We start from the raw sequence: 20,051 nt of genomic DNA, 5'->3' as shown, positions 1-20,051 counted from the left end.
GATGTTATGAAAGACGTAATGAAGCTTGAGACGCAATTGGTTGTTGCGGGTCGCGACAAACGCTACACCCAGGGAGCGGTGAATCCGGTTATCCAGCGCGCCTCTTCGCTGGTGTTTGATACCGTGAAAGACAAAAAATTTGCCACCGCCAATCGCGCAAATGGCGAGCTGTTTTACGGTCGTCGCGGAACCTACACCCACTTTGCCTTCCAGAAGGCAATGAGCGAACTGGAAGGCGGCGTTGGCTGCGCGCTTTACCCGTGCGGCGCTGCGGCGGTGACCAATGCGATTCTGGCGTTTGTCCAGGGTGGCGATCATATTTTGATGACGGGCGCGGCCTACGAGCCAACCCAGGATTTTTGCAATAAGATCCTGAGTAAATTCAATGTGGAAACAACGTATTACGATCCGTTGATTGGTGCTGGTATCGTTGATCTTCTGCGTCCGGAAACGAAAGTTGTATTCCTCGAATCGCCAAGTTCGATCACCATGGAAGTCCAGGATGTACCGGGGATGGTGAAAGCTATCCGCGCGGTTAATCCGGAGATTGTCATTATGATCGACAACACCTGGGCGGCGGGCGTACTGTTCAAAGCGCTGGAATATGGCGTGGATATTTCCATTCAGGCGGGAACGAAGTACACCATCGGTCATTCGGATGGCATGCTGGGCACGGCGGTGTCCAACGCGCGTTGTTGGGATCGTCTGCGCGAGAACTCCTATTTGATGGGGCAAACGCTGGATGCCGATACGGCCTACAACGGCAGCCGCGGATTGCGCACCCTGGCGGTACGTCTTAAGCAGCATCAGGAGAGCAGTATCCATATTGCCCGCTGGCTGTCGGCAAGGCCGGAAGTGGCGCGGGTGAATCATCCGGCATTACCGGAATGCCCGGGGCACGAGTATTTTCAGCGTGACTTTGCCGGAAGCTCAGGCCTGTTCTCGTTTGTGCTGAAAAAGAGACTGACCGACGAGCAGATGGCGAATTTCCTCGATAACTTCTCGCTGTTCCATATGGCCTATTCGTGGGGCGGATTTGAGTCGCTTATTCTGGCGAATCAGCCAGAAGAGCTGAACAGCATTCGCCCAGCCGGAGAGGTGGATTTCAGCGGCACCCTGGTCAGGGTGCATATTGGCCTTGAGGATATTGGCGACCTGATTGCCGATCTGGAAGCAGGGTTTGCGCGCATTGCTTAAGATAATGTGATGGTTGCCGGATGCGGCGCAGGCGCCTTATCCGGCCTATCACTACGACATAGGCCGGATAAGCGTCAGTGCCATCCGGCAGGTTAGTTTTCAGTGGCTAACGTTGTTGTTTCATGCTGGCGAACCCGTTTCAGTAAGCCTGCCAGGGTAAAGACGACAGCAATACCCGCCGCAACCGCCAACAGATGAAACGAAATCCTGCCGCCGTTAAACCACAGCCAACGTCCGATTTCGACAGAAACCGCCATCACCGTCAGGATGACCATATTCAGCGACGCCGAGACCGTACCCTTCGGTAAGTTGTTGGAAAACAGCGTAAAGCGGAACAGCGTCGGAAAGATCATACCAATGCCAAACGCATACAGGCTGGTTCCCAGCACCGACCACAGCCAGACGTGCGGCCACAGCAAATTGCCGGCAATCAGCACCGCCAGTCCGCTCAGTTGAATGGGGGCCGCCCGCCAGATAAAACGTGGCTGGGTTGGATCCTTCACAAAACGAACAACCACCATATTGGCGACGATCACCGCGCCAAACACCGGTGCCTGCGCCCAGGCGAACTCTGATGTGCTCATACCGCCAGCGTCGATCAGGATCACCGGCGAGACCGCCACCCAGCTCATCATCGGGATATAGCTTAACGACAGCGTGGCTGCGCCAAACAAGAACACCCGGTTACGGAAAACGTCGCGGAAATCACGCAGTACGCCGCGTGCACTGAACGGCACCGCGCCGCGCTTAACGGTTTCCGGCATTGCTAACGCTAGCCCAATCAGGGCGATAAGCCCCATGGCGGCGATAATGGCGAACAGGACTTTCCAGTGTACAAAGTGCATCAGCGCTGCGCCGGAGAGCGGGCCGATAACTGGCGCAACCAGCACAATGGAGGTGATTATCGCCATTAACTTAATGGCCTTCGTTTGCCCAAACGCCTCCTGAACCGTGACATAGCCAACGGTAGCGATAAAGCAGATGCTGGTGCCCTGTACAAATCGGGCGACCAGAAATTGCGTCATTGAGGTGGTCAATAGCGTGGCAGCGCAGGCGAGCGTAAAAATTAACGCCCCCGCAATCAGCACCGGTCGACGGCCAATCCGGTCGGAGAGCGGTCCCAGCAGCCATTGCAGCGCCATGCCGCCAGCCAGATAGAGGCTCACCGCAGCGGGGGCCAGGCTGACGTCGGCGTTGAAATCACGCACCACATTGATGATGCCTGGCTGGATCAGGTCCGTCGACAGATAAGCGGCGAAGTCATATAAAATCAACGCGACAGGAAAAAATAGCGTCGTGGTGCGTTGGGAGAAAAACGCGAGAATCCGTTGCATAAAACAGCTCCTTTTCGGGAGAAAACCCTCAACGGGAATAGCGAAATTCAATACCGTCTTTGAGACGTCAGACCGATGACAGAAAAAAGCAGACTGCAAATGTACTGAATTTCATGTAATCAAAAACGCTGCCTGCGCGAGGCGCAAACAGGAGAAACGTTTTCAGACTCGGGTCAGAAAACGTAACGATTACAGGTAACAATCAGCACATCGCACCTCGGGAAGAATTGGTTGAATGGATAATAGCCACCCAAAGTGTAATGCGGATTGGATATTAATTAAACGAGTTTATCCGCTTTATTTGCAGAAAATCGTCACGCTTATCAGAAAGTGACGCTCTGCAGAAAACGCAGCGCGATCGCACTGCCGAAGACGATCAGCACGCCGCCGGCGATACGCTCAATCCACACGATCCCTCTGGTTAACCGTCGCTGGATCTGCGGTAAGCCGATGAACATCACGATCAGCAGATCCCAGAACAACACCACGCTGGTCATCCAGATCCCGCTCATGGTTTGTTGCAGCAGCGTCACCGACGGGCCGAGCAGGGCGGTCATCAGCGCCAGATAGAACAGCGCATTTTTTGGGTTAAGCAGCGACGAACCTAATCCCAGCAGCAACTGTTTGCCAAATCCTGGACAGGTAGACTGGGCGTCTGCTCCGGTCAGGGTTTGCGGGCGGCTGCGTATCAGTAGGCTGCCTATCCACAATAAATAGAGTGCGCCCAGCAGTTCAATAACCGTAAACAGCAGGGGAAGTTGGCGCAGGATCCCCCAACCAATAATCGCCAGCAGGATATACAGCCCGTTGCCGATGGCGATCCCTACGCACAGCCCGGCGCTGCCGCGCATCCGGTAACGTACGGAGTAACCGACCAGTAAAAAGAAGTCCGGCCCTGGGCTGAGTAGTGCAACAAAATGCGCCAGCGCCAGCGCGGGAAAAGCAGACGGAAAAAGTTCAGCAAGCAGCGACATAGCGACCTCAGAAAATGAAACAGAGATCAGCGTACGCCTGACGCAACGCTAATTATTGTCTGATATTGATCGTCCCAATGCGTACTGGCGCGGTGTGGCTGCTGTGTAGCGAACAAAGGTGCGATGGAAATGGCTCTGGTCGGCAAACCCGCTCTGGTAGCCGACATCGACAATCTCGTCCCCGGCCCGTAGCCGCTGACGGGCATAGTCAATCCTCACGATGTTCAGATAATTTCCCGGCGTCAGCCCGGTGTCCTGCTTAAAGGTCCGAATCAGCGTTTCTTTACGCATGTGACACTCATCTGCCAGCTCATCCAGCGAGGGTGGGGAGAGCAGACTGGACTGCAACCGCTCGCGCAGATACTGGCTGGTGACGCTTAGGTTTTCCGGTGTTACCGACTGCAATGGCAGCGAGCGCAGCAATGCTTGTGCGGCATCAGTTATCTGCGTCGTTTGCCGTTGCGGCATGAGCGCCACAAGGTGCATGTAGCACTGGAATAATTGCGGATCGCGGATAACAGGAGTGCGCGTGCAAAGCCGTTGATTGCTGTTCAGCGCTGGCAGATGGGCAAGGCACCACCGGGCATCAAGATAAAGCATGTGATAGCTGCGAAATTGCCCGTTGACGGGATTACAGCTGTGAGGTGCCAGTGGTGGGATCACAATGAGATCGCCCACCTCCAGATGGTATTCCTTGTCATCGCACAGGCAGCAGGTTCCTCCCTCGAGAATTGCCCCAATCGAGAGCTGAGAGTGGTGATGGCGCTTATAGGCCTGCTGACTTTGCCAGGTGCTGCGAAGCTCCAGCCACGGCAGTTGCTCATCACGCCAGAACGATTGTGGAATATCTCGGGTATGCGTCACATCGTGTCCTCCATGAAAGTGATGATTTGTTATAGCACAGGCCCTGCGGTGAAAAAGCGGGAATGTGCATTGAGGTCGTGATTCTGCGTGATGCGTTCCAGACAAATGCAGACGTTACAAAGGGGCGTTTTTATCCCGGAAATCGCCTCGCAAAGAGAGAACGTTACAGGTGAGAGTGTGGTTTACCAGCGCTACAGTCACGGCATCTTATTTCCAGGTGATGGATCGCCATGAACAAAGCACCGACTTCCACCCCGCATGATGCGGTCTTTAAAACATTTTTGCGCCACCCTGAGACAGCTCGGGATTTTCTACAAATACATCTTCCCGCTTCGCTGCGCGAACTTTGCGATTTTCAGACCCTGAAACTCAAGCCGGATAGTTTCATTGAAGAGGATTTACGTGCGCACTATTCCGATGTGTTGTGGTCCGTGAAAACGACGGAAGGTGATGGCTATGTTTATGTGGTGATTGAACACCAAAGTACACCGGATGCGCATATGGCATTCAGGTTGATGCGTTACGCGGTAGCGGCCATGCAGAAGCATTTAGATGCAGGGCATCAGCAATTACCGCTGGTGGTGCCGATGTTGTTCTATCACGGTGCGAAAAGCCCGTATCCTTATTCCCTATGCTGGCTGGACGAGTTTGCTAACCCGAAGCTGGCTCGTCAGCTGTATGCAGTGGCGTTTCCGCTGGTGGATATTACGGTTATCCCGGATGACGAAATTGTGCAGCATCGACGTATGGCGCTGCTGGAGTTAATCCAAAAACATATTCGTCAGCGCGACCTTATGGGGCTGGTCGAGCAAATTGTTTCCCTGCTACTTACCGGACTGACTAATGACAGCCAGATAAAGACGCTGTTTAATTATATTTTACGAACTGGCGATGCACCTCGATTCAGTGAGTTTATTCGTGAGGTTGCCGAACGTTCACCGCAGCATAAGGAGCATTTGATGACGATCGCCGACAGATTGCATGAGGCAGGGCTACAAAAAGGCAGGCTGGAAGGGTTACAGGAAGGACGACAAGAAGGGCTTATAGAAGGGCGACGTGATGAGGCGCTCCGTATTGCCCACACTATGCTGACAGACGGTATTGATATCTGCACGGTACAAAAAATTACCCGGCTTTCCGCAGAAGATATTCAGGGTTTAAGTCATTAGATATGAGTTAAATCGTATAATCGCCTGCCCGGAATCACCGGGCGGTCCGGTTTACTCTATCGCCATCTTTACCGCCTCGCCGAGCTTTTGCATCACTTCCTGATGCTTCTCGTTTGGCGGTAACGCGCAGTTGATGCGTACGCAGTTGCGATACTTTCCGGATGCGGAGAACAGCGATCCCGGTGCGACCTGGATTTTCAGGCGACAGAGCTGCTTAGCGACGCAGACCATATCGACCTGGAGCGGCAGCTCGACCCACAGCATAAAGCCGCCTTTTGGTCGGGTGACGCAGATCCCACAGGGAAAATATTCCCGTACCCAGCAGGTGTAGATCTCCATATTACGCTGATAAATCTGGCGCATACGCCGGATATGCCGATGGTAATGACCTTCGCGCACAAAGGAGGCTGCTGCCAGCTGCGTAGCGGGAACGTTAGTACCAATGACGGCGTACTTCATGTGTAGCAGTTTGTTGTAATAGCGACCGGGAACCACCCAACCCACGCGCAGTCCGGGGGCTATGGATTTTGTAAACGAACTGCAGAGTATTACCCGGCCGTCACTGTCCCAGGAGTGGATCGTACGCGGGCGCGGATACTCTGTGGCCAGTTCGCCATACACATCATCTTCAAAAATGACGATGTCGTGACGCTGGGCGAGGGCGAGCACCGCCCGCTTACGCGCATCCGGCATAATGAACCCGAGAGGGTTGTTGCAGTTGGGAACCAGCAGCACGCCTTTGATCGGCCACTGATCCAGCGCCAGCTCCAGCGCTTCAATGCTGATCCCGGTATCCGGATCGGTTGGGATCTCAATCACCTTGATCCCCAGGCCGCGCAGTAGCTGCATTGTGCCGTAGTAGGTGGGGGATTCAACGGCGACAATGTCTCCTGGCTGACAAACCGCCAGCAGCGCCAGCGACATTCCGCTCTGGCTCCCGTTGGTTATCACAATATCATCAGCGTTGAGGACTGAACCGCTGTCCAGCATCAGACGGGCGATCTGCTGGCGCAGATCCTGGCTGCCGGGAAGCTTGTCGTACCCCAGCACTGCCTTCAGGTTATGCTGCACTACGCGGCTGAGTTCGCGCCAGAGCGGTTTCAGGCTCGGTTGACTGACATCTGGTGCGCCGCTGCTGAAGGGGATCACAGATTTATCGCTATGCCCTTTTAGCATATCCAGCACCAGATCCCACTGCGTTATCTCGACCGGACGCTGCACCGGGCGTGACATCGGCGGTACGGGCGGCAGCGCTTTTTGCGGCGCGACAAAATAACCGGAACGCGGCTGCGGGGTGATCAGTTGCCGCTGTTCCAGCATCTGATACGCCTGCTGGACGGTGCTGATACTGACCCCGTGCTCCTGACTCAGGTTACGTACCGAAGGCAGTTTTTCGCCATGGCGATACAACCCCTGCTCAATGCGTTCGGCCAGCAGATTGGCCAGATGTTGGTAACGCGTCATGCTGTATCCCTTATGGGTACCATACAGATTAAAAAACCAGTACAGATTGGCGTGAAAAAAGCGATGCAGAACTCTTTTTAACCAATCTGTATGTTAAATAAAAGTACTTTGTGAGTCTGTATTGCTTAGGGCCAAATCCGTGAAGATAAAGCCTCAGACAAGGCGGGGAGGCAAGGTATGGAATTTCATGAGAATAAAGCAAAGCAGCCATTTATTGGGTTTGTTCTGATCTGGCGGGCATATAAGGCGTGGCGGTTACGGGCGCAAACGCGGCGCGTACTGCAACAGATGAGTAATGAGCGGCTGCGGGACGTCGGGCTGCGACGCGATCAGATAGAGTGATTTTCTTCCATCGACAGAGGCTGGAGGGTTATCACCCGGCCTCTTTTTATATTCACATTATTTATCAATTCATGCTTCTGGATAGCCTGTTTCTTGATACTTATCCTGATAAGTATTATTTTCTTCTCAGCGATGAGGGGAAAGTAAGATGACGGAAGATGAACTGTTTGCCCGCCGTCCGATGGGGATGCGCATGGCAATGGTGGTGCGCCAGTGGCGAGCCATTATTGATGCTGCCATCACCGATACTGGCCTGACGCAGTCAAGCTGGACGGTACTGATGCAACTGTATCAACTGGGAGACAACGTCTCGGTCAGTAAACTGGCACAAATGCAGGGCATTGAACTGCCGCCGCTGATGCGCACCCTTTCGCAGCTGGAAAAGCAGGGCTATCTGCTGCGTTCCACATCGCCTTATGACAAACGCATCCGTCTGCTAACGCTGACCGCGCAAGGCCGCTCAAGGCTTGAAGAACTTAACCGGGTGATTGAGACATATCAACATCGCGTCACCTGCACCATTCCTGAAGCGGAGCTTGCCTCATTCAGCGCGACCTTAAATCAACTCGCCTGCAATTTGCGGAGAATCCGCGAAGAAGACAATCAACACTAAAAACTATGATGACCCCAGAACAAAAATTTGCCCGTTGGGTAAGGGTGAGTATTGCCGCTTTCCTGGTAATATTCGCCTGGTTTATCGTTGCCGATATCTGGATCCCGCTGACGCCGGACTCCACGGTGATGCGCGTGGTAACGCCCGTTTCCTCACGCGTATCCGGTTACGTCGCGCTGGTTCATGTACACAATAATAGCCTGGTGAAGAAGGGCGATTTGCTGTATGAACTGGATCCGACGCCGTTTATCAATAAGGTCGAGGCTGCGCAAATCGCCCTTGAGCAGGCGAAGTTGAGCAATCAACAGCTGGATGCGCAGATAGCCTCCGCGCGCGCCAACCTGCGTACCGCGCAATTCAGCGCCCGTAACGATAAGACCACCTTTGACCGCTATCAGCGCCTGGCCACCATGCAGAACGTGTCGCAATCCGATCTCGACAAGGTGCGTACCGCCTGGCAAACCAGCGAGCAGTCGGTGGCGGCGCTTAATGCTAGCATTCAGAACCTGCTGATCCAGCGCGGCGAGCGCGATGACAAGCGTAACGTGACGCTGCAAAAATACCGTAATGCGCTGGAAGAGGCACAGCTGAACCTCGGTTGGAGCAAAGTGTATGCACAGACCGACGGTACGGTGAGTAACCTCCAGCTTAGTCCCGGACTTTACGCTACCGCGGCCACGCCGCTGCTGGCGCTGGTCAGCCATCAGACCGATATCGTGGCCGACTTTCGCGAGAAAAGCCTGCGCCACACTCGGGTAGATACCGATGCCGCCGTGGTGTTCGACGCCTTGCCGGGCAAAGTTTTCTCTGCCCGCGTCACCAGCAGCGATGCCGGTATTCTGGCGGGTCAGGAACAGGTTAACGGTCTGCTGTCGCAACCGGAACAGTCCACCCGCTGGGTGCGCGATGCCCAGCGTATGCGCATTCACGTAGCACTGAACGAACCGCTCGACACGCCGTTACCGACCGGGGCGCGCGCCACGGTGCAGCTGTATAACAGTGAGGGGATGTTCGCCCGTACCTTTGCCGGGGCGCAGATCCACCTCGTCAGCTGGCTGCATTATGTCTATTAACACTCTGGCCCACGTCTTTACGCCGCACGGGAACATTGTCTACACCGCCAATGATTTTCGCCAGACCTTGCGTATCTCCGTTGCCGGGACGATAGCACTGAGTATCTCGACCTTCTACAACGTACAGTACGGCGTATTTTTTGTGGTTTATCCGCTGATGCTGCTGTCGCTGGTGCCGGTGTTCAACCGCCATGTGGCAAAACAGTTCGTGTTCAGCGCGGCGGTGAACTGTGTCGAAATGGTGCTAATCGTCGGCTATCTCTCACAGTGGCCGCTGATTATGACGCTGGTGGTGTTTGGCCTGTATGTGATGCGTTTTCGCTTGATGAGCAAAGGACCGCTGTTTCTGCTTGGTTCGATGGGCGTGGTGTGCCAGAGCACGATGCTTAACTTTATGAGCTATCCCACCACCAACTGGCATACGCTGATGTTCTCCAATATGGAAGCCTGCATCATGGCGGTGGCGCTGAGTGCGCTGCTGCATTATCTGATCCCGGACGTGGAACCCCGCCAGCTACCGACGCGCATTGAGAAAGATGCCGCCCGGGTGCACCACGAGTCGCTGCTTTCCGGTACGGTGGCGACGATGATTTTTGTTGTCTTCCAGATCTGTGATTTGAGCGATTCGCTGTCGGCACTGATGGCGGGCATTTTGATCCTGTTTCCTATGCACTATCGCGGCGCGGTGTTGAGCTCTCTCTGGCGCGTGGTCGGCGTGGTGCTGGCCTGCCTGTATATTCTATTGGTGCAGCTGCTTATCTATGATTTCAGCAACCATATGCTGCTGATGATGCCGCTGATCGGCCTCGGGCTGGCGTTCAGCGCCCGCCTGCACGTAATGGAAAAAGTCGGCGCGGGGGTGGGTTTTGCCAGTATCACCACCATCGGGATTATGTTCGGCCAGAACCTGCATCCGGACAGCGATCTGGTGTTCAGCGATTTATACCGCATCACCTCTGTTACCGTCGCGCTGGTGGCAACGCTAACGATGGTATTTCTGGTACACCGGGTTTTGAACTGCTTTACCGCGACGCGGTTTGTGATTACCGAGTGAGTGGGGAGTGAGTGCTGGATGGCGGCTGCGCCTTATCCGGCCTATGAGAAGCAGAATTTGTAGACCCGGTAAGCGTCGTGCCACCGGGTGTTTTCAGATTGCCTGCTGCTTCCCCGTTATCTAATTATTCAGAATACGATTTATTTGTTCGAGAAATAAAGATGTATGAATTATAAATATTTTGAATTTTAATAATTGTGACTTTATGAACATATTTAATTTTACAATTAAATATGATGAGCATAATTATTATATTTTAAAGGATGTAAATCATATGACATGGGAATATAAAGTATCGACAGGTATACTGAGCCATAACGGTAAATTAATTGCTTATTGCTACAGTGGTGCTGGTGAATCAAAGGATAAACCGAACTGTGAACACATACGTAACAAGGGCCCCATTCCACGAGGCGTTTATTTTATTGCTGGATGGAATAATCATAAAAGTCCCGCCGCTATTATCCTCGAACCTATTGCAGGGACAAATACTTTTGGCAGAGATCATTTCGAAATTCATGGTGATAAAAAAGGGCAGCCACCGGGAACAGCATCTGCAGGATGTATCATTATGAATGGACAAGATAAGCGCCAAATCATTTACGATTCGGGTGACACAATTTTGGTGGTAAGATAATGAAATTTATTTTTATCTCCTTTCTATTTATTCTTTCGGGTGCTCCCTGTGCTGCAGTGCATACTGCAGCACAGCTTCTGCAGATGATAAATGAAAAAGGAGCAAATACCGTTGTACACGAACTTTATGATGGCAGTGAGTCAGAATGGTGGAACCATATTATTCCTGAAATTAGCAAAGGTAATAATGACTGGTTAACGGTAGCAAGTGCTCTTGAATCTGGAGTTGATGCCAGTACGGCGGAAGATTTACAGGGGGCGGTCTCTGAAGCCATTCCACATAACCCAGTCGGTGTTCTGGCTATCCTCAACGATAACAGACCATTGCTGAATATTGAGCAGATATGCGCATTTACCTCTTACCCTGAGTCAGAAGAAGAAATGAATAAGCTATTTGTTAATTCCATCAGGGAAATGTATAAGGTCAAAACGACAGAAGGGAAGCGGTGTATTGCGGTTATGATCAATAATGTTGAGAATTCTATTCCATTTAACAAGGATTTATAAATGGCTATCCCCGGATATATGTCATTAATCGATGATGCTGGTAATATTATCAAAGGTAGTGTAATGGTAAAAGACCGTGAAAATCAGATCGAGATTTTAGGTCTGTATCATAATGTGAGCTACAACTCTGATTTGCATAATGGGAGGGTGTTGAATAAACGCCAACATCGTCCATTTTTAATTGAAAAGGAAATTGATGCTTCTAGTGTGCTTTTGTACAAATCATTAAGTACCGGAGAAACATTAAGGAAAGCTGTTATTGACCTCTATCGAATAAATTATGCTGGTCAGGAAGAGGTCTATTTTACGATAACCCTGGAAAATGTGAAAGTCGTTACGCTTTTTTCACTGATGCACGATGTTAAAGATCCTTATTACGAAAAACAGACCCATCTTGAACTTGCTCAGCTCCGTTACAAGAAGATTACCTGGCACTATCATGATGGGAATATAGTCCACTATGATGATTGGGATTATCGCTTAGGGTCTTGAGTAAACGGCTCCTGATAAAATGATGTTACCCAGAGCTGTAATGCAATCAATACACGGCGCTTATACTCATGAGCGCCGTCTGGCATCCGGGCGGTTATTTCTGCCTGACAGGCTTCGCCGAAATCACGTCGATAAACTCCTGCACCTGCTGTTGCTTACGCGCGGACAGCTTGCACACCCGACGCAGCGACTGCAGTAACGCCGGTTCTTCCGGTTCCGGCAGCTTGGCCGTCAGCACAATTCAGCCGGGCATCACTCTGACATCGAATTTGCAGCCGGTGGCGAAACCGGCTGCCTCCAGCCACTGGCCTTTCATAATAATTGCCGGAACATGCGTGTAATCCGGATAACGCGACTTTGCCGTCCCGGAGTTTGACCTCTTGTCTGATTTGCGTTGTGTCGTTCCAGCCAGCGCCAAGGATGGCGGGCATTACGCGTTTGGTGATGATGTCTGCTTCCGTCAGGGTACTCAGGTTCAGGTCAGCCATGTCCGTTCTCAACCGATAATGAGATTGCTCTGATTTTACACAATATTGTTATGCAAGCCATGAACAGAAATGGCTGTGCTACAGCGTCTGGCACGTTATTCAATCTCCAGCTCATCAAACAGCTGTAAATCCACATCCAGCAATTCCACTGCGTTGCTGCGTCGAATGCCGACGTTGTTTTCAATCAACAGCTCCAGCAGGCGATCGCCGTCGATTAAGGTAATCGGCGCGGCGCCTGGGAACAGCGCCGCTTCTGCACACTTAGCGGCGAACTTACCGGTAGTGATCAGCGTGCCGCGAATGGCTTTGTGGTAAGGCAGTGCGCCGCGTAGCTGGTCGATATACGGGCGCGTGATGGTGTTCTGCATCCGTTTTACCTGCACCACTTCGGTAATGGTGGTGATGCCCACCTGAACCTTACCAATCACATCCACGCCTTTATCGCCGGAGGCTTTGGTCACTTCAACCTGCTCGTAGCCCATTGTTTCAAGTAGCTGAGCCACCAGATGTTCAAATTTGTACGGATTCATGGTGGAGAGCTGGTCGCGCAATAGCTCTTTTTGCTGCTGGTTATAGCGTTTTACCGCATCCAGCAACTCCTTACGTGGATCGGTTCGACGTTCAGGCAGTGCCTTACCGAGCCATTTTCGGCCAGCCTCGGTAATTTTGTAGCTCATCCCTTCACGGGCTACCAGATCGCGCTCGACCAGGTTGTACAGCCGGGCGTAGAGCGTAGTTTTGACTGAACTGGGGGAGGCAAATTTTGAGTGCTGATGTAAGAATGCCTGCCACTCGGGTAGCAGATCAGCGCGTCTGGCCTGCTCCCGGCCGGCGAGCAGTTCCAGTAGTTGCAACATGCCTTCTGTATCGTCGAGTTTACGCAGTGTGGCTTCATCGTTATCCAGAAATAATCGCCCCTGTTCGCTGGGGTACCAGCCGCCGTCTTCGTGGGTCTGCATAAGATCGAACAAAGGGTTATTGATAAACATGTAGCAGCCATAGCTGTGGCGGGGGTTGAGAATATGGTTATCCATCTTCCAGATCTGCCAGGCTATTTTGGCATCTTCGCCGCTGAGCCGTTCTTTAATCCAGTTATCCGGCTCTGACCAGTCAACCGGGTTTTGTGGCGTACCCGTTTGCTCCTGAATGGCGGTGATCATATTACGCACCGCTTTGACTGAACATCCAGCCACGGCATTCATCATGGCTCGGGTCTGATCATAAGTTGGAAAAAGCGGGGTAATCACTTTGTACTTTTTCACGTTGGTCCCTTAACGAGTGCAATGGCAATAGCTTGCCATACCAGATGAAAAATTCCATGGGATGAATCACTTATCGGAATGAAAACTGCCAGTGCCGGATGGCGGCTGCGCCTTATCCGGCCTACTAACTTCACTCTATTAAAAGCAAAATGTGATGTTATTTCCAACAATTTCGCTATAATCATAAGATAATTGTAGATACATTTTTGTATATACAATTAGGGATAAAATACATGCCAATGGAGTTTGAGTGGGATGCAAACAAGGCACAAAGTAACCACCGTAAACATGGTGTTCGCTTTGAGGACGCAATATTGGTTTTCGACGATCCCCAACATCTGTCGCGGCAGGATCGGTATGAGAACAGTGAGTATCGCTGGCAGACCATCGGTCTTGTTCATGGCATTGTGGTTATTCTGGTTGCCCATAGCGTTAGGTTTGAAAGTGGCTTTGAAGTCATTCGTATCATCAGTGCCAGAAAGGCAGATCGTAAAGAGAGGAATCGTTATGAGCATAGTTAAACATAAACGCGGCAGCGTATCCGCGCTGAGTGCTCAGCATGAGGCTGAACTGAAGGCGCTGGCGAATAAACCGGACGATGATATTGATTACAGCGACATTCCCGTGACCGAGGATGAGCTGTGGTCAGAAGCTCATCGCGGTAATTTTTTTCGTCCGTTGAAAACGCAGGCGTCGGTACGTATTGATGCCGATGTGATGGAGTGGCTGAAACGCCCAGGAAAAGGATATCAGACGCGCCTTAATGCCATTTTGCGCGAAGCGATGCTGCGCGAGCAAAATAAGAAATAGTCAGAATATGCAGGGACTGTGAGTGCCGGATGGCGGCTGTGCCTGATCCGGTCTACGGGAAGCGGAATTTCCAGGCCCGGTAAGTGTAGCGCCACCGGGCATCTGCGAGGTTATTTCTGCTGCGGTTCTCCGCTAAAACAACCGCAGCTGTCAAATTAGTGGAACACCTGCGGCATCATGCCGAGATGACAGACCGATTACCACCGGTGAACAGTGGGTTGTAACGCAACAGGGCGTGTTGAAATAGGATTCACCCCTCTCCGCTGTAGGGAGAGGGGAATGTTTACGGATTCCTGGCGTGGCTCCGTTAGATCACCTTTGCGCTATTTTCGTAGGTGTTGATAAGATGGTCGCGCAAGCTCCCTGTTCCGTGCATTGTCACCAAAAGATTCTGGCGCGCGCGGGTAAATCCGACATACAAACGCTTGATGTCGTCACTCAGATCTTCCTCATCCCTTTCCTTTGCGGCATCCATAATAGCCACTGAGTGAAATTCAAGCCCCTTACTGCTTGGTAAAGGCATTACACAAAGGAGATCATTTTGCGGCGACCAGTGCTTTTTGTCATCGCTGGTCACAATCATTTGGTAGGGGATGCTACGCGCCGCGAGACGTGGCCCCAGCATCCCCGAAATGCTGTATGTTGAAGGGCACAGTATGGCGATCTCTGACCATGCAATACCTTGTTGTCGCTGCTTTGTCACCCAATCGAGCACGTGAGTAATCTCCTCGTCCTGATTATCAAAGCTGGCCAGTGCCGGGTAAGTGCCGGACAAGCCTCCAGCATCGGGTTGCTGGTATTTGAGCGCCTCTTCAATGTGATTATTGAGATAATTAAAGGCAATGTTGCTGGCAAAATGGAGTATTTGCCGGGTATTACGATAGTTGGTATTCAGGATCGTAGTGCGGCCGAGGGCCTTAATATTGACACTAGAGAGTGTGAAGTCGAGGGCTTTCTTTTTCTGGTAGATAGACTGGGCGTCATCGTAGAGGAAAAGAAGGGAGTTATCTTTGTTGTCTGGCATACGTGCGAGTATTCTCAGCCACTCCGGTTTAAAATCGTGTCCCTCGTCTATTAGGACTGCGCTGTATTGCTCCGGTTTTATAATCCCCTCTTCAAATGCCACCGTCAGTGCATTTTCCATCAGCTCAATAAAGTTTTTGCTTTTCGGCGGAAGACAATGATGTGCATTTAACTGTTGATAACACCAGGCATGAAAATGGATGACTTCGACGGGAAGTCTTAAAGTGTGCTGCTCAAGCTGTGATTTGAGTTTTTTGGCCAGCGTGATGTTGTAGCAAATCACCAGGATCGGCTTGGTGTTTTCAATATTGTTGGCAAGCTCAATACAACGGTGGTGCAAAATGAGCGTTTTACCGGATCCTGCCACGCCATGAATAACACGGTGTCCTGCACCCATGCTTCTGGCGAGTTGTTCCTGATTCCTGTTCATCATGCAAACCACATCGGGGGTGTGGAACGTAAAATTGTTCAGATCAACCTGCGTAACGGATGCGTTAATGCGTACATCGGGATATAGATGCCATCGGATACGGTCGAGTTGCTGTGGTGTGGTGTGGTGTGATGAGCGTAGTTATGTCTGAGAAGGGATTCGAGCCGGGCAGAGATTTGTTCCTTGGTCATAAACTCGCTGAGTTCGTCTTTGCAAATAACCTGGCTGGCTGGGAATAGTTCATTTATCGCTTCGGGTGGAAAACTCTTTTCTAGCTGTGCTCGGGTGATATTGCTCAAATAAACACCAAATCCATACGGCATAATAAAGCTGCCTTCATAATCTCCTTGTTGCTGGCGAAGCAGCGGATCTTTTTTTAGGCTATTGATAGTGTGAAAGGTATATTGACGAACCTGTTCGAGTGGATTCTTGAACGGTTGAATGCCGTCTTTAGTTTCATAATGAATATGTGATTTGTTGGCAGATTTAATTTTTGTAATAAACCAGTCTTTTACTTCTATAAATAACAAACCTTTTTCGGGGGTTAGAATTACAAAATCCGGATGCTCTTGCTTGTCTCCCATTCGGGTGTCATACCAGCAGGTACACTGTTCGCTGAGTCCCCCCTCAAGAAGTCTTGCTAGTCTTTTTTCGCCGGCAGTAATTTTCTCGCTACAACTGCTTATTGTGGGAATAATGATTGCCATGTTACGCCTACCAATTCATGAAAATTATATAAATATGTTAAATTAATATTCCGAGAGATATTAATAAAAACATGAATTCATCATGGGTAATGACATTAACAGACAATATTACAAACAGAAAGCGTGATGCGAGATATTTGTTTCAGAGATATTTGCTCCCTTTCACAAATAAAAGGGAGCGGCTGTTTACTTCTTCAATCCCGCAAACGCGGCTCTGATCTCGTCTTCCGGCAGGTTAATGCCGATAAACACCAGCAGGCTGTGCGGTTGTTCGTCGTCCCACGGGCGATCCCAGTCGGCGCTGTACAGACGCTGAACGCCCTGGAACAGCAGGCGGTTTGGCTCGTCTTCAATCCACAGCATGCCTTTGTAGCGCAGCAGCTTCTCGGCGGATTCCAGCAGCAGATTTTCCATTACCCGCGACACGTCACTGATGTTTACCGGGTAATCTAGCTCGACGACGATCGAGGAGATATCGTTTTGCTTGTCGGCGATAAAGTGGAAGCGTGGTTTGGCGCTGACCACGTTCTCCTCAAGCATGAAACCGTTGGTATCGAACAGCAGGGAGAGGTCGATATCACCATGCGTGACGGTATACACCGGGGCGCGGGCGTTGATGCGCGCCAGGCGCTCACGCAGTTTCTCGCTTTCACCCGCCACGTCGGTTTTGGTCAGCAGGATGCGGTCAGCGTAGCCCACCTGCGACTGGGCTATGGTGAACTGGTTCATCTGCTCGTCGGCATGTACCGCGTCAACCAGCGCAATCACACCGTCCAACAGGTAGCGTTCGCAAATCACTTCATGGGAGAAAAAGGTCTGGATAATCGGGCCGGGGTCGGCCATGCCGGTGCACTCGATCACCAAACGGTCGAAATGGATGGCGCCTTTGTCGAGGTTGTCGAGCAGATCTAACAGTGTGTCTTCCAGCTCACTGGAGCGTGTACAGCAAATGCAGCCGTTGGTCAGGGTTTTGATCTGCGTGGCGCGGTCGCCAATTAGCTGATCGTCCACCGAGACTTCGCCGAATTCGTTTTCGATAACGGCAATCTTATAGCCGTGCTGCTCGTTGAGAATATGGCGCAGCAGGGTGGTTTTACCCGCGCCAAGAAAACCGGTGAGTAGGGTAACTGCAATCGGGGTCATTCATTTCTCCTTCTAACAGCAACTGCTTCCGCCGCTACCGTAGCGGGCTTCCTGGCGCTCGCGGAAGAATTCTTCGTAGGTCATGTACGGCTTATCGGGATGGTTGGTCTTCATGTGCTCGACGTAGTTGTCGTAGTCCGGAATGCCAATCAGCATCTTTGCCGCCTGACCGAGGTATTTTTTTGCCTGACCTAAAGTACCAAACATAAACAATCCTGATAAGCGAAAAGCCCCGCCGAAGCGGGGCTGAATACGGTTAGTGATGTGAAGAGGTCTTCACGCCGCCTTCCGGCACCGGTACATACGGCGTCTCTTTATCAGAGCGACCGTTGATGGCGCGGGCTTTCTGCCAGGTACGGAACCCGTAGAAAATGATGCTGTACACCACCACCAGGAACAGAATACTCAGGCCTGCGTTGGTGTAGTTGTTGACGACGATGTGGTTCATGTTGGCAATCTGCTGAGCGGTCAGTTCGCCGCCGTTAGCAATCTTCTCTTTGTACTGATTCGCCATGAAGAAGAAGCCTTCCATCTGCGGGTTGGTGCTGAACAGTTTCAGACCCAGCGCCCAGGTGGTGCAGATAAGCAGCCATACTGCCGGAACAACGGTAACCCAGATGTATTTGGTGCGCTGCATTTTAACCAGTACCACGGTGCCGAGAACCAGTGCCACGGCAGCCAGCATCTGGTTAGAGATACCGAACAGCGGCCACAGGCTCTTAACGCCGCCCAGCGGGTCAACAACGCCTTGATACAGCAGGTAACCCCACAGGCCTACGCAGCCCGCAGTACCGATGATGCCCGCAACCAGAGAGTCGGTTTTTTTCAGGAATGGAACGAAGTTACCCAGTAAATCTTGCAGCATAAAGCGGCCAGAACGGGTACCGGCATCCAGTGCGGTCAGGATGAACAGCGCTTCAAACAGAATACCGAAGTGGTACCAGAAGCCCATATCAGCCATCGGCAGCACTTTGTGGAACACGTGAGCGATACCAACGGCCAGCGTCGGCGCGCCACCTGCGCGGTTCAGAACGGACGGTTCACCGATGTCTTTCGCGGTCTGCAGGATCTGCTCAGGCGAAATGACGAAGCCCCAGGAGCTGACGGTCGCCGCCGCATGTGCGGTCACGTCTTTCAACTGCGCCATAATCAGCGGGGCGTTCTCGCCGCTCATTTCATGCAGGTTCGGCATGGTGATGCCAAGGCCTGCTGGCGGGGTGTTCATTGCGAAGTACAGACCCGGTTCGATGATGGACGCGGCAACCAGCGCCATAATCGCCACGAAGGATTCCATCAGCATGGCGCCGTAACCGATAAAGCGCGCGTCGGTTTCACAGGCCAGCAGCTTCGGTGTGGTACCAGAAGCGATCAGCGCGTGGAAGCCAGATACCGCACCACACGCGATGGTGATGAACAGGAACGGGAACAGAGCGCCTTTCCACAGCGGACCAGTACCATCAACGTACTGAGTCATTGCCGGCATTTTCAGTTCCGGGTTGAGGATAACAATCCCCACCGCCAGACCGACGATAACGCCGATTTTCAGGAAGGTAGCCAGATAGTCGCGCGGCGCGAGGATCAGCCATACCGGCAGCAGCGCAGAGATAAACGCGTAGCCGATCAGGGTAAAGGTAATGGTGGTGTCTTTAAAGGTCAGCGCCGGGCCCCAGTACGGGTCGTGAGCAATCACGCCGCCGAAGTAGATAGACGCAACCAGCAGCACAATACCAATCACCGACACTTCGCCCACACGACCCGGTCGCAGGAATCGCATGTAGATCCCCATGAATAGCGCGATAGGTACGGTTGAGCAGACGGTGAACACACCCCACGGGCTTTCAGCCAGCGCTTTCACCACGATCAGCGCCAGTACCGCAAGGATGATGATCATGATTAAGAAGCAGCCGAACAGCGCAATGGTTCCCGGGATCGGGCCCATCTCTTCTTTGATCATCTCACCCAGAGATGCACCGTTACGGCGTGAAGAGATAAACAGCACCATGAAGTCCTGCACCGCACCGGCCAGCACGACACCCGCCAGTAGCCACAGCGTACCGGGCAGATAGCCCATCTGCGCGGCCAGTACCGGCCCAACCAGCGGACCTGCACCTGCGATAGCGGCAAAGTGGTGGCCAAACAATACGTTACGGTTGGTTGGAACGTAGTTCAGACCGTCATTGTTGATGACCGCCGGCGTGGCACGCGTCGGGTCAAGTTTCATCACCTTTTGGGCGATGTACAGACTGTAGTAACGATAGGCCACCAGATAAACAGAAACTGAGGCGACCACGATCCACAGGGCACTGATGTGCTCACCCCGACGTAATGCCACTACCGAGAGGCAGAATGCACCGATGATTCCGAGAATCACCCAGGGTATGTGCTTGAATATCTTTTTCGTATCCATAGTAAAACCTGGTATCTAATTAATAATTGGCCGAAGCCGCGTGGGTTTGATCTTGTGTTTGA

19 protein-coding genes and 3 pseudogenes are annotated in these 20,051 nt (G+C 52.0%); 11 read left to right on the top strand and 11 right to left on the bottom strand.

Translation table 11 applies throughout. The features are described 5' to 3' along the window. The first annotated feature begins 6 nt into the window (after positions 1 to 6). Positions 7 to 1,197, top strand: a complete 1,191-nt coding sequence (gene metC, locus OGV52_RS12845; protein ID WP_049282575.1) for a cystathionine beta-lyase — start codon at positions 7 to 9, stop codon at positions 1,195 to 1,197. A 92-nt stretch (positions 1,198 to 1,289) separates the two neighbouring features. Here the strand turns inward: metC and mdtM are convergent, their stop codons facing one another. The 3 genes from mdtM to OGV52_RS12830 all read right to left on the bottom strand — a co-directional run bounded on the left by mdtM (position 1,290) and on the right by OGV52_RS12830 (position 4,369). Further along, positions 1,290 to 2,531 carry a multidrug efflux MFS transporter MdtM gene (gene mdtM / locus OGV52_RS12840; protein ID WP_016151565.1) on the bottom strand — a complete coding sequence of 414 codons (1,242 nt, stop codon included), beginning with the start codon at positions 2,529 to 2,531 and terminating at the stop codon, positions 1,290 to 1,292. Between the two features lie 323 nt (positions 2,532 to 2,854). Next, positions 2,855 to 3,505, bottom strand: coding sequence for a LysE family translocator (locus OGV52_RS12835; protein WP_279265304.1), 651 nt, complete (start codon positions 3,503 to 3,505; stop codon positions 2,855 to 2,857). A 48-nt stretch (positions 3,506 to 3,553) separates the two neighbouring features. Then, positions 3,554 to 4,369, bottom strand: a complete 816-nt coding sequence (locus OGV52_RS12830; RefSeq protein WP_235117071.1) for a helix-turn-helix transcriptional regulator — start codon at positions 4,367 to 4,369, stop codon at positions 3,554 to 3,556. Between the two features lie 230 nt (positions 4,370 to 4,599). Here OGV52_RS12830 and OGV52_RS12825 point away from each other — a divergent pair, with 230 nt between their 5' ends. Beyond that, complete coding sequence (locus OGV52_RS12825; RefSeq protein WP_287108601.1) at positions 4,600 to 5,538, top strand: Rpn family recombination-promoting nuclease/putative transposase; 939 nt, start codon at positions 4,600 to 4,602, stop codon at positions 5,536 to 5,538. Positions 5,539 to 5,589: 51 nt separating this feature from the next. On the opposite strand, the gene OGV52_RS12820 is transcribed toward OGV52_RS12825, so the two are convergent. Beyond that, positions 5,590 to 7,002 carry an aminotransferase-like domain-containing protein gene (locus OGV52_RS12820; RefSeq protein WP_287108599.1) on the bottom strand — a complete coding sequence of 471 codons (1,413 nt, stop codon included), beginning with the start codon at positions 7,000 to 7,002 and terminating at the stop codon, positions 5,590 to 5,592. 177 nt (positions 7,003 to 7,179) lie between these two features. On the opposite strand from OGV52_RS12820, the gene OGV52_RS12815 reads away from it, so the two are divergent. The 7 genes from OGV52_RS12815 (at position 7,180) to tssD (ending at position 11,719) form a co-directional block, all read left to right on the top strand. Further along, on the top strand, positions 7,180 to 7,344 hold the full coding sequence (locus OGV52_RS12815) for a DUF1127 domain-containing protein (protein ID WP_064484482.1): 165 nt from the start codon (positions 7,180 to 7,182) through the stop codon (positions 7,342 to 7,344). Positions 7,345 to 7,492: 148 nt separating this feature from the next. After that, entirely contained in the window at positions 7,493 to 7,957 is a 465-nt protein-coding gene (locus OGV52_RS12810) for a MarR family transcriptional regulator (RefSeq protein ID WP_049282571.1), read from the top strand. A gap of 5 nt (positions 7,958 to 7,962) precedes the next feature. After that, complete coding sequence (locus OGV52_RS12805; RefSeq protein ID WP_287108596.1) at positions 7,963 to 9,030, top strand: HlyD family secretion protein; 1,068 nt, start codon at positions 7,963 to 7,965, stop codon at positions 9,028 to 9,030. After that, positions 9,020 to 10,084, top strand: a complete 1,065-nt coding sequence (locus tag OGV52_RS12800) for a DUF2955 domain-containing protein (RefSeq protein WP_049282568.1) — start codon at positions 9,020 to 9,022, stop codon at positions 10,082 to 10,084. The genes OGV52_RS12805 and OGV52_RS12800 overlap by 11 nt, the downstream gene beginning before the upstream one ends. 205 nt (positions 10,085 to 10,289) lie before the next feature. After that, complete coding sequence (locus OGV52_RS12795) at positions 10,290 to 10,721, top strand: tlde1 domain-containing protein (RefSeq protein ID WP_287108595.1); 432 nt, start codon at positions 10,290 to 10,292, stop codon at positions 10,719 to 10,721. Next, complete coding sequence (locus OGV52_RS12790; RefSeq protein ID WP_049282567.1) at positions 10,721 to 11,227, top strand: hypothetical protein; 507 nt, start codon at positions 10,721 to 10,723, stop codon at positions 11,225 to 11,227. The genes OGV52_RS12795 and OGV52_RS12790 overlap by 1 nt, the downstream gene beginning before the upstream one ends. Beyond that, complete coding sequence (tssD, locus tag OGV52_RS12785) at positions 11,228 to 11,719, top strand: type VI secretion system tube protein TssD (protein ID WP_016151575.1); 492 nt, start codon at positions 11,228 to 11,230, stop codon at positions 11,717 to 11,719. A gap of 94 nt (positions 11,720 to 11,813) precedes the next feature. Here the strand turns inward: tssD and symE are convergent. From symE to OGV52_RS12770, 3 genes and pseudogenes are all read right to left on the bottom strand, one after another. Continuing rightward, positions 11,814 to 12,131: pseudogene (symE, locus tag OGV52_RS12780) on the bottom strand (endoribonuclease SymE). Then, positions 12,061 to 12,207, bottom strand: a pseudogene (locus OGV52_RS12775) (type I restriction endonuclease); the annotation flags it as partial. The pseudogenes OGV52_RS12775 and symE, both read right to left, overlap by 71 nt. Before the next feature lie 95 nt (positions 12,208 to 12,302). Continuing rightward, entirely contained in the window at positions 12,303 to 13,469 is a 1,167-nt protein-coding gene (locus OGV52_RS12770) for a restriction endonuclease (RefSeq protein WP_019078303.1), read from the bottom strand. Between the two features lie 233 nt (positions 13,470 to 13,702). On the opposite strand from OGV52_RS12770, the gene OGV52_RS12765 reads away from it, so the two are divergent. Both OGV52_RS12765 and OGV52_RS12760 read left to right on the top strand, forming a co-directional pair. After that, the gene (locus OGV52_RS12765; protein ID WP_049282566.1) at positions 13,703 to 13,990 is read left to right on the top strand and encodes a BrnT family toxin; all 288 of its coding nucleotides are present in this window, start codon (positions 13,703 to 13,705) and stop codon (positions 13,988 to 13,990) included. Continuing rightward, on the top strand, positions 13,977 to 14,279 hold the full coding sequence (locus OGV52_RS12760; protein WP_049282564.1) for a BrnA antitoxin family protein: 303 nt from the start codon (positions 13,977 to 13,979) through the stop codon (positions 14,277 to 14,279). The genes OGV52_RS12765 and OGV52_RS12760 overlap by 14 nt, the downstream gene beginning before the upstream one ends. Positions 14,280 to 14,586: 307 nt before the next feature. Here the strand turns inward: OGV52_RS12760 and OGV52_RS12755 are convergent. The 4 genes and pseudogenes from OGV52_RS12755 to btsT all read right to left on the bottom strand — a co-directional run bounded on the left by OGV52_RS12755 (position 14,587) and on the right by btsT (position 19,989). Beyond that, positions 14,587 to 16,439 (bottom strand): annotated as a pseudogene (locus tag OGV52_RS12755) (UvrD-helicase domain-containing protein). Positions 16,440 to 16,625: 186 nt separating this feature from the next. Then, entirely contained in the window at positions 16,626 to 17,582 is a 957-nt protein-coding gene (gene yjiA, locus OGV52_RS12750; RefSeq protein ID WP_287108593.1) for a GTPase, read from the bottom strand. A 12-nt stretch (positions 17,583 to 17,594) separates the two neighbouring features. Beyond that, positions 17,595 to 17,789 carry a YbdD/YjiX family protein gene (locus OGV52_RS12745; RefSeq protein WP_003830038.1) on the bottom strand — a complete coding sequence of 65 codons (195 nt, stop codon included), beginning with the start codon at positions 17,787 to 17,789 and terminating at the stop codon, positions 17,595 to 17,597. Positions 17,790 to 17,838: 49 nt separating this feature from the next. After that, on the bottom strand, positions 17,839 to 19,989 hold the full coding sequence (gene btsT / locus OGV52_RS12740) for a pyruvate/proton symporter BtsT (RefSeq protein WP_003830033.1): 2,151 nt from the start codon (positions 19,987 to 19,989) through the stop codon (positions 17,839 to 17,841). Positions 19,990 to 20,051 lie beyond the last annotated feature (62 nt).

Origin of the sequence: Citrobacter sp. Cb041, from assembly GCF_030336655.1 — a bacterium.
In the GTDB taxonomy this organism is placed as follows: Bacteria; Pseudomonadota; Gammaproteobacteria; order Enterobacterales; family Enterobacteriaceae; genus Citrobacter; species Citrobacter braakii.
Note: the sequence above shows the minus strand (reverse complement) of the source record. Positions and strands in the feature narration are given on the sequence as shown.

What these genes read in the sequence shown, in the direction of transcription:
- OGV52_RS12745 (WP_003830038.1), bottom strand. Translation starts at nt 17,789, where the DNA reads ATGTTTGGTACTTTAGGTCAGGCAAAAAAATACCTCGGTCAGGCGGCA.
- OGV52_RS12815 (WP_064484482.1), top strand. Translation starts at nt 7,180, where the DNA reads ATGGAATTTCATGAGAATAAAGCAAAGCAGCCATTTATTGGGTTTGTT.
- tssD (WP_016151575.1), top strand. Translation starts at nt 11,228, where the DNA reads ATGGCTATCCCCGGATATATGTCATTAATCGATGATGCTGGTAATATT.
- OGV52_RS12810 (WP_049282571.1), top strand. Translation starts at nt 7,493, where the DNA reads ATGACGGAAGATGAACTGTTTGCCCGCCGTCCGATGGGGATGCGCATG.
- metC (WP_049282575.1), top strand. Translation starts at nt 7, where the DNA reads ATGAAAGACGTAATGAAGCTTGAGACGCAATTGGTTGTTGCGGGTCGC.
- mdtM (WP_016151565.1), bottom strand. Translation starts at nt 2,531, where the DNA reads ATGCAACGGATTCTCGCGTTTTTCTCCCAACGCACCACGACGCTATTT.
- yjiA (WP_287108593.1), bottom strand. Translation starts at nt 17,582, where the DNA reads ATGACCCCGATTGCAGTTACCCTACTCACCGGTTTTCTTGGCGCGGGT.
- OGV52_RS12795 (WP_287108595.1), top strand. Translation starts at nt 10,290, where the DNA reads ATGAACATATTTAATTTTACAATTAAATATGATGAGCATAATTATTAT.
- OGV52_RS12835 (WP_279265304.1), bottom strand. Translation starts at nt 3,505, where the DNA reads ATGTCGCTGCTTGCTGAACTTTTTCCGTCTGCTTTTCCCGCGCTGGCG.
- btsT (WP_003830033.1), bottom strand. Translation starts at nt 19,989, where the DNA reads ATGGATACGAAAAAGATATTCAAGCACATACCCTGGGTGATTCTCGGA.
- OGV52_RS12805 (WP_287108596.1), top strand. Translation starts at nt 7,963, where the DNA reads ATGATGACCCCAGAACAAAAATTTGCCCGTTGGGTAAGGGTGAGTATT.
- OGV52_RS12800 (WP_049282568.1), top strand. Translation starts at nt 9,020, where the DNA reads ATGTCTATTAACACTCTGGCCCACGTCTTTACGCCGCACGGGAACATT.
- OGV52_RS12790 (WP_049282567.1), top strand. Translation starts at nt 10,721, where the DNA reads ATGAAATTTATTTTTATCTCCTTTCTATTTATTCTTTCGGGTGCTCCC.
- OGV52_RS12825 (WP_287108601.1), top strand. Translation starts at nt 4,600, where the DNA reads ATGAACAAAGCACCGACTTCCACCCCGCATGATGCGGTCTTTAAAACA.
- OGV52_RS12760 (WP_049282564.1), top strand. Translation starts at nt 13,977, where the DNA reads ATGAGCATAGTTAAACATAAACGCGGCAGCGTATCCGCGCTGAGTGCT.
- OGV52_RS12820 (WP_287108599.1), bottom strand. Translation starts at nt 7,002, where the DNA reads ATGACGCGTTACCAACATCTGGCCAATCTGCTGGCCGAACGCATTGAG.
- OGV52_RS12765 (WP_049282566.1), top strand. Translation starts at nt 13,703, where the DNA reads ATGCCAATGGAGTTTGAGTGGGATGCAAACAAGGCACAAAGTAACCAC.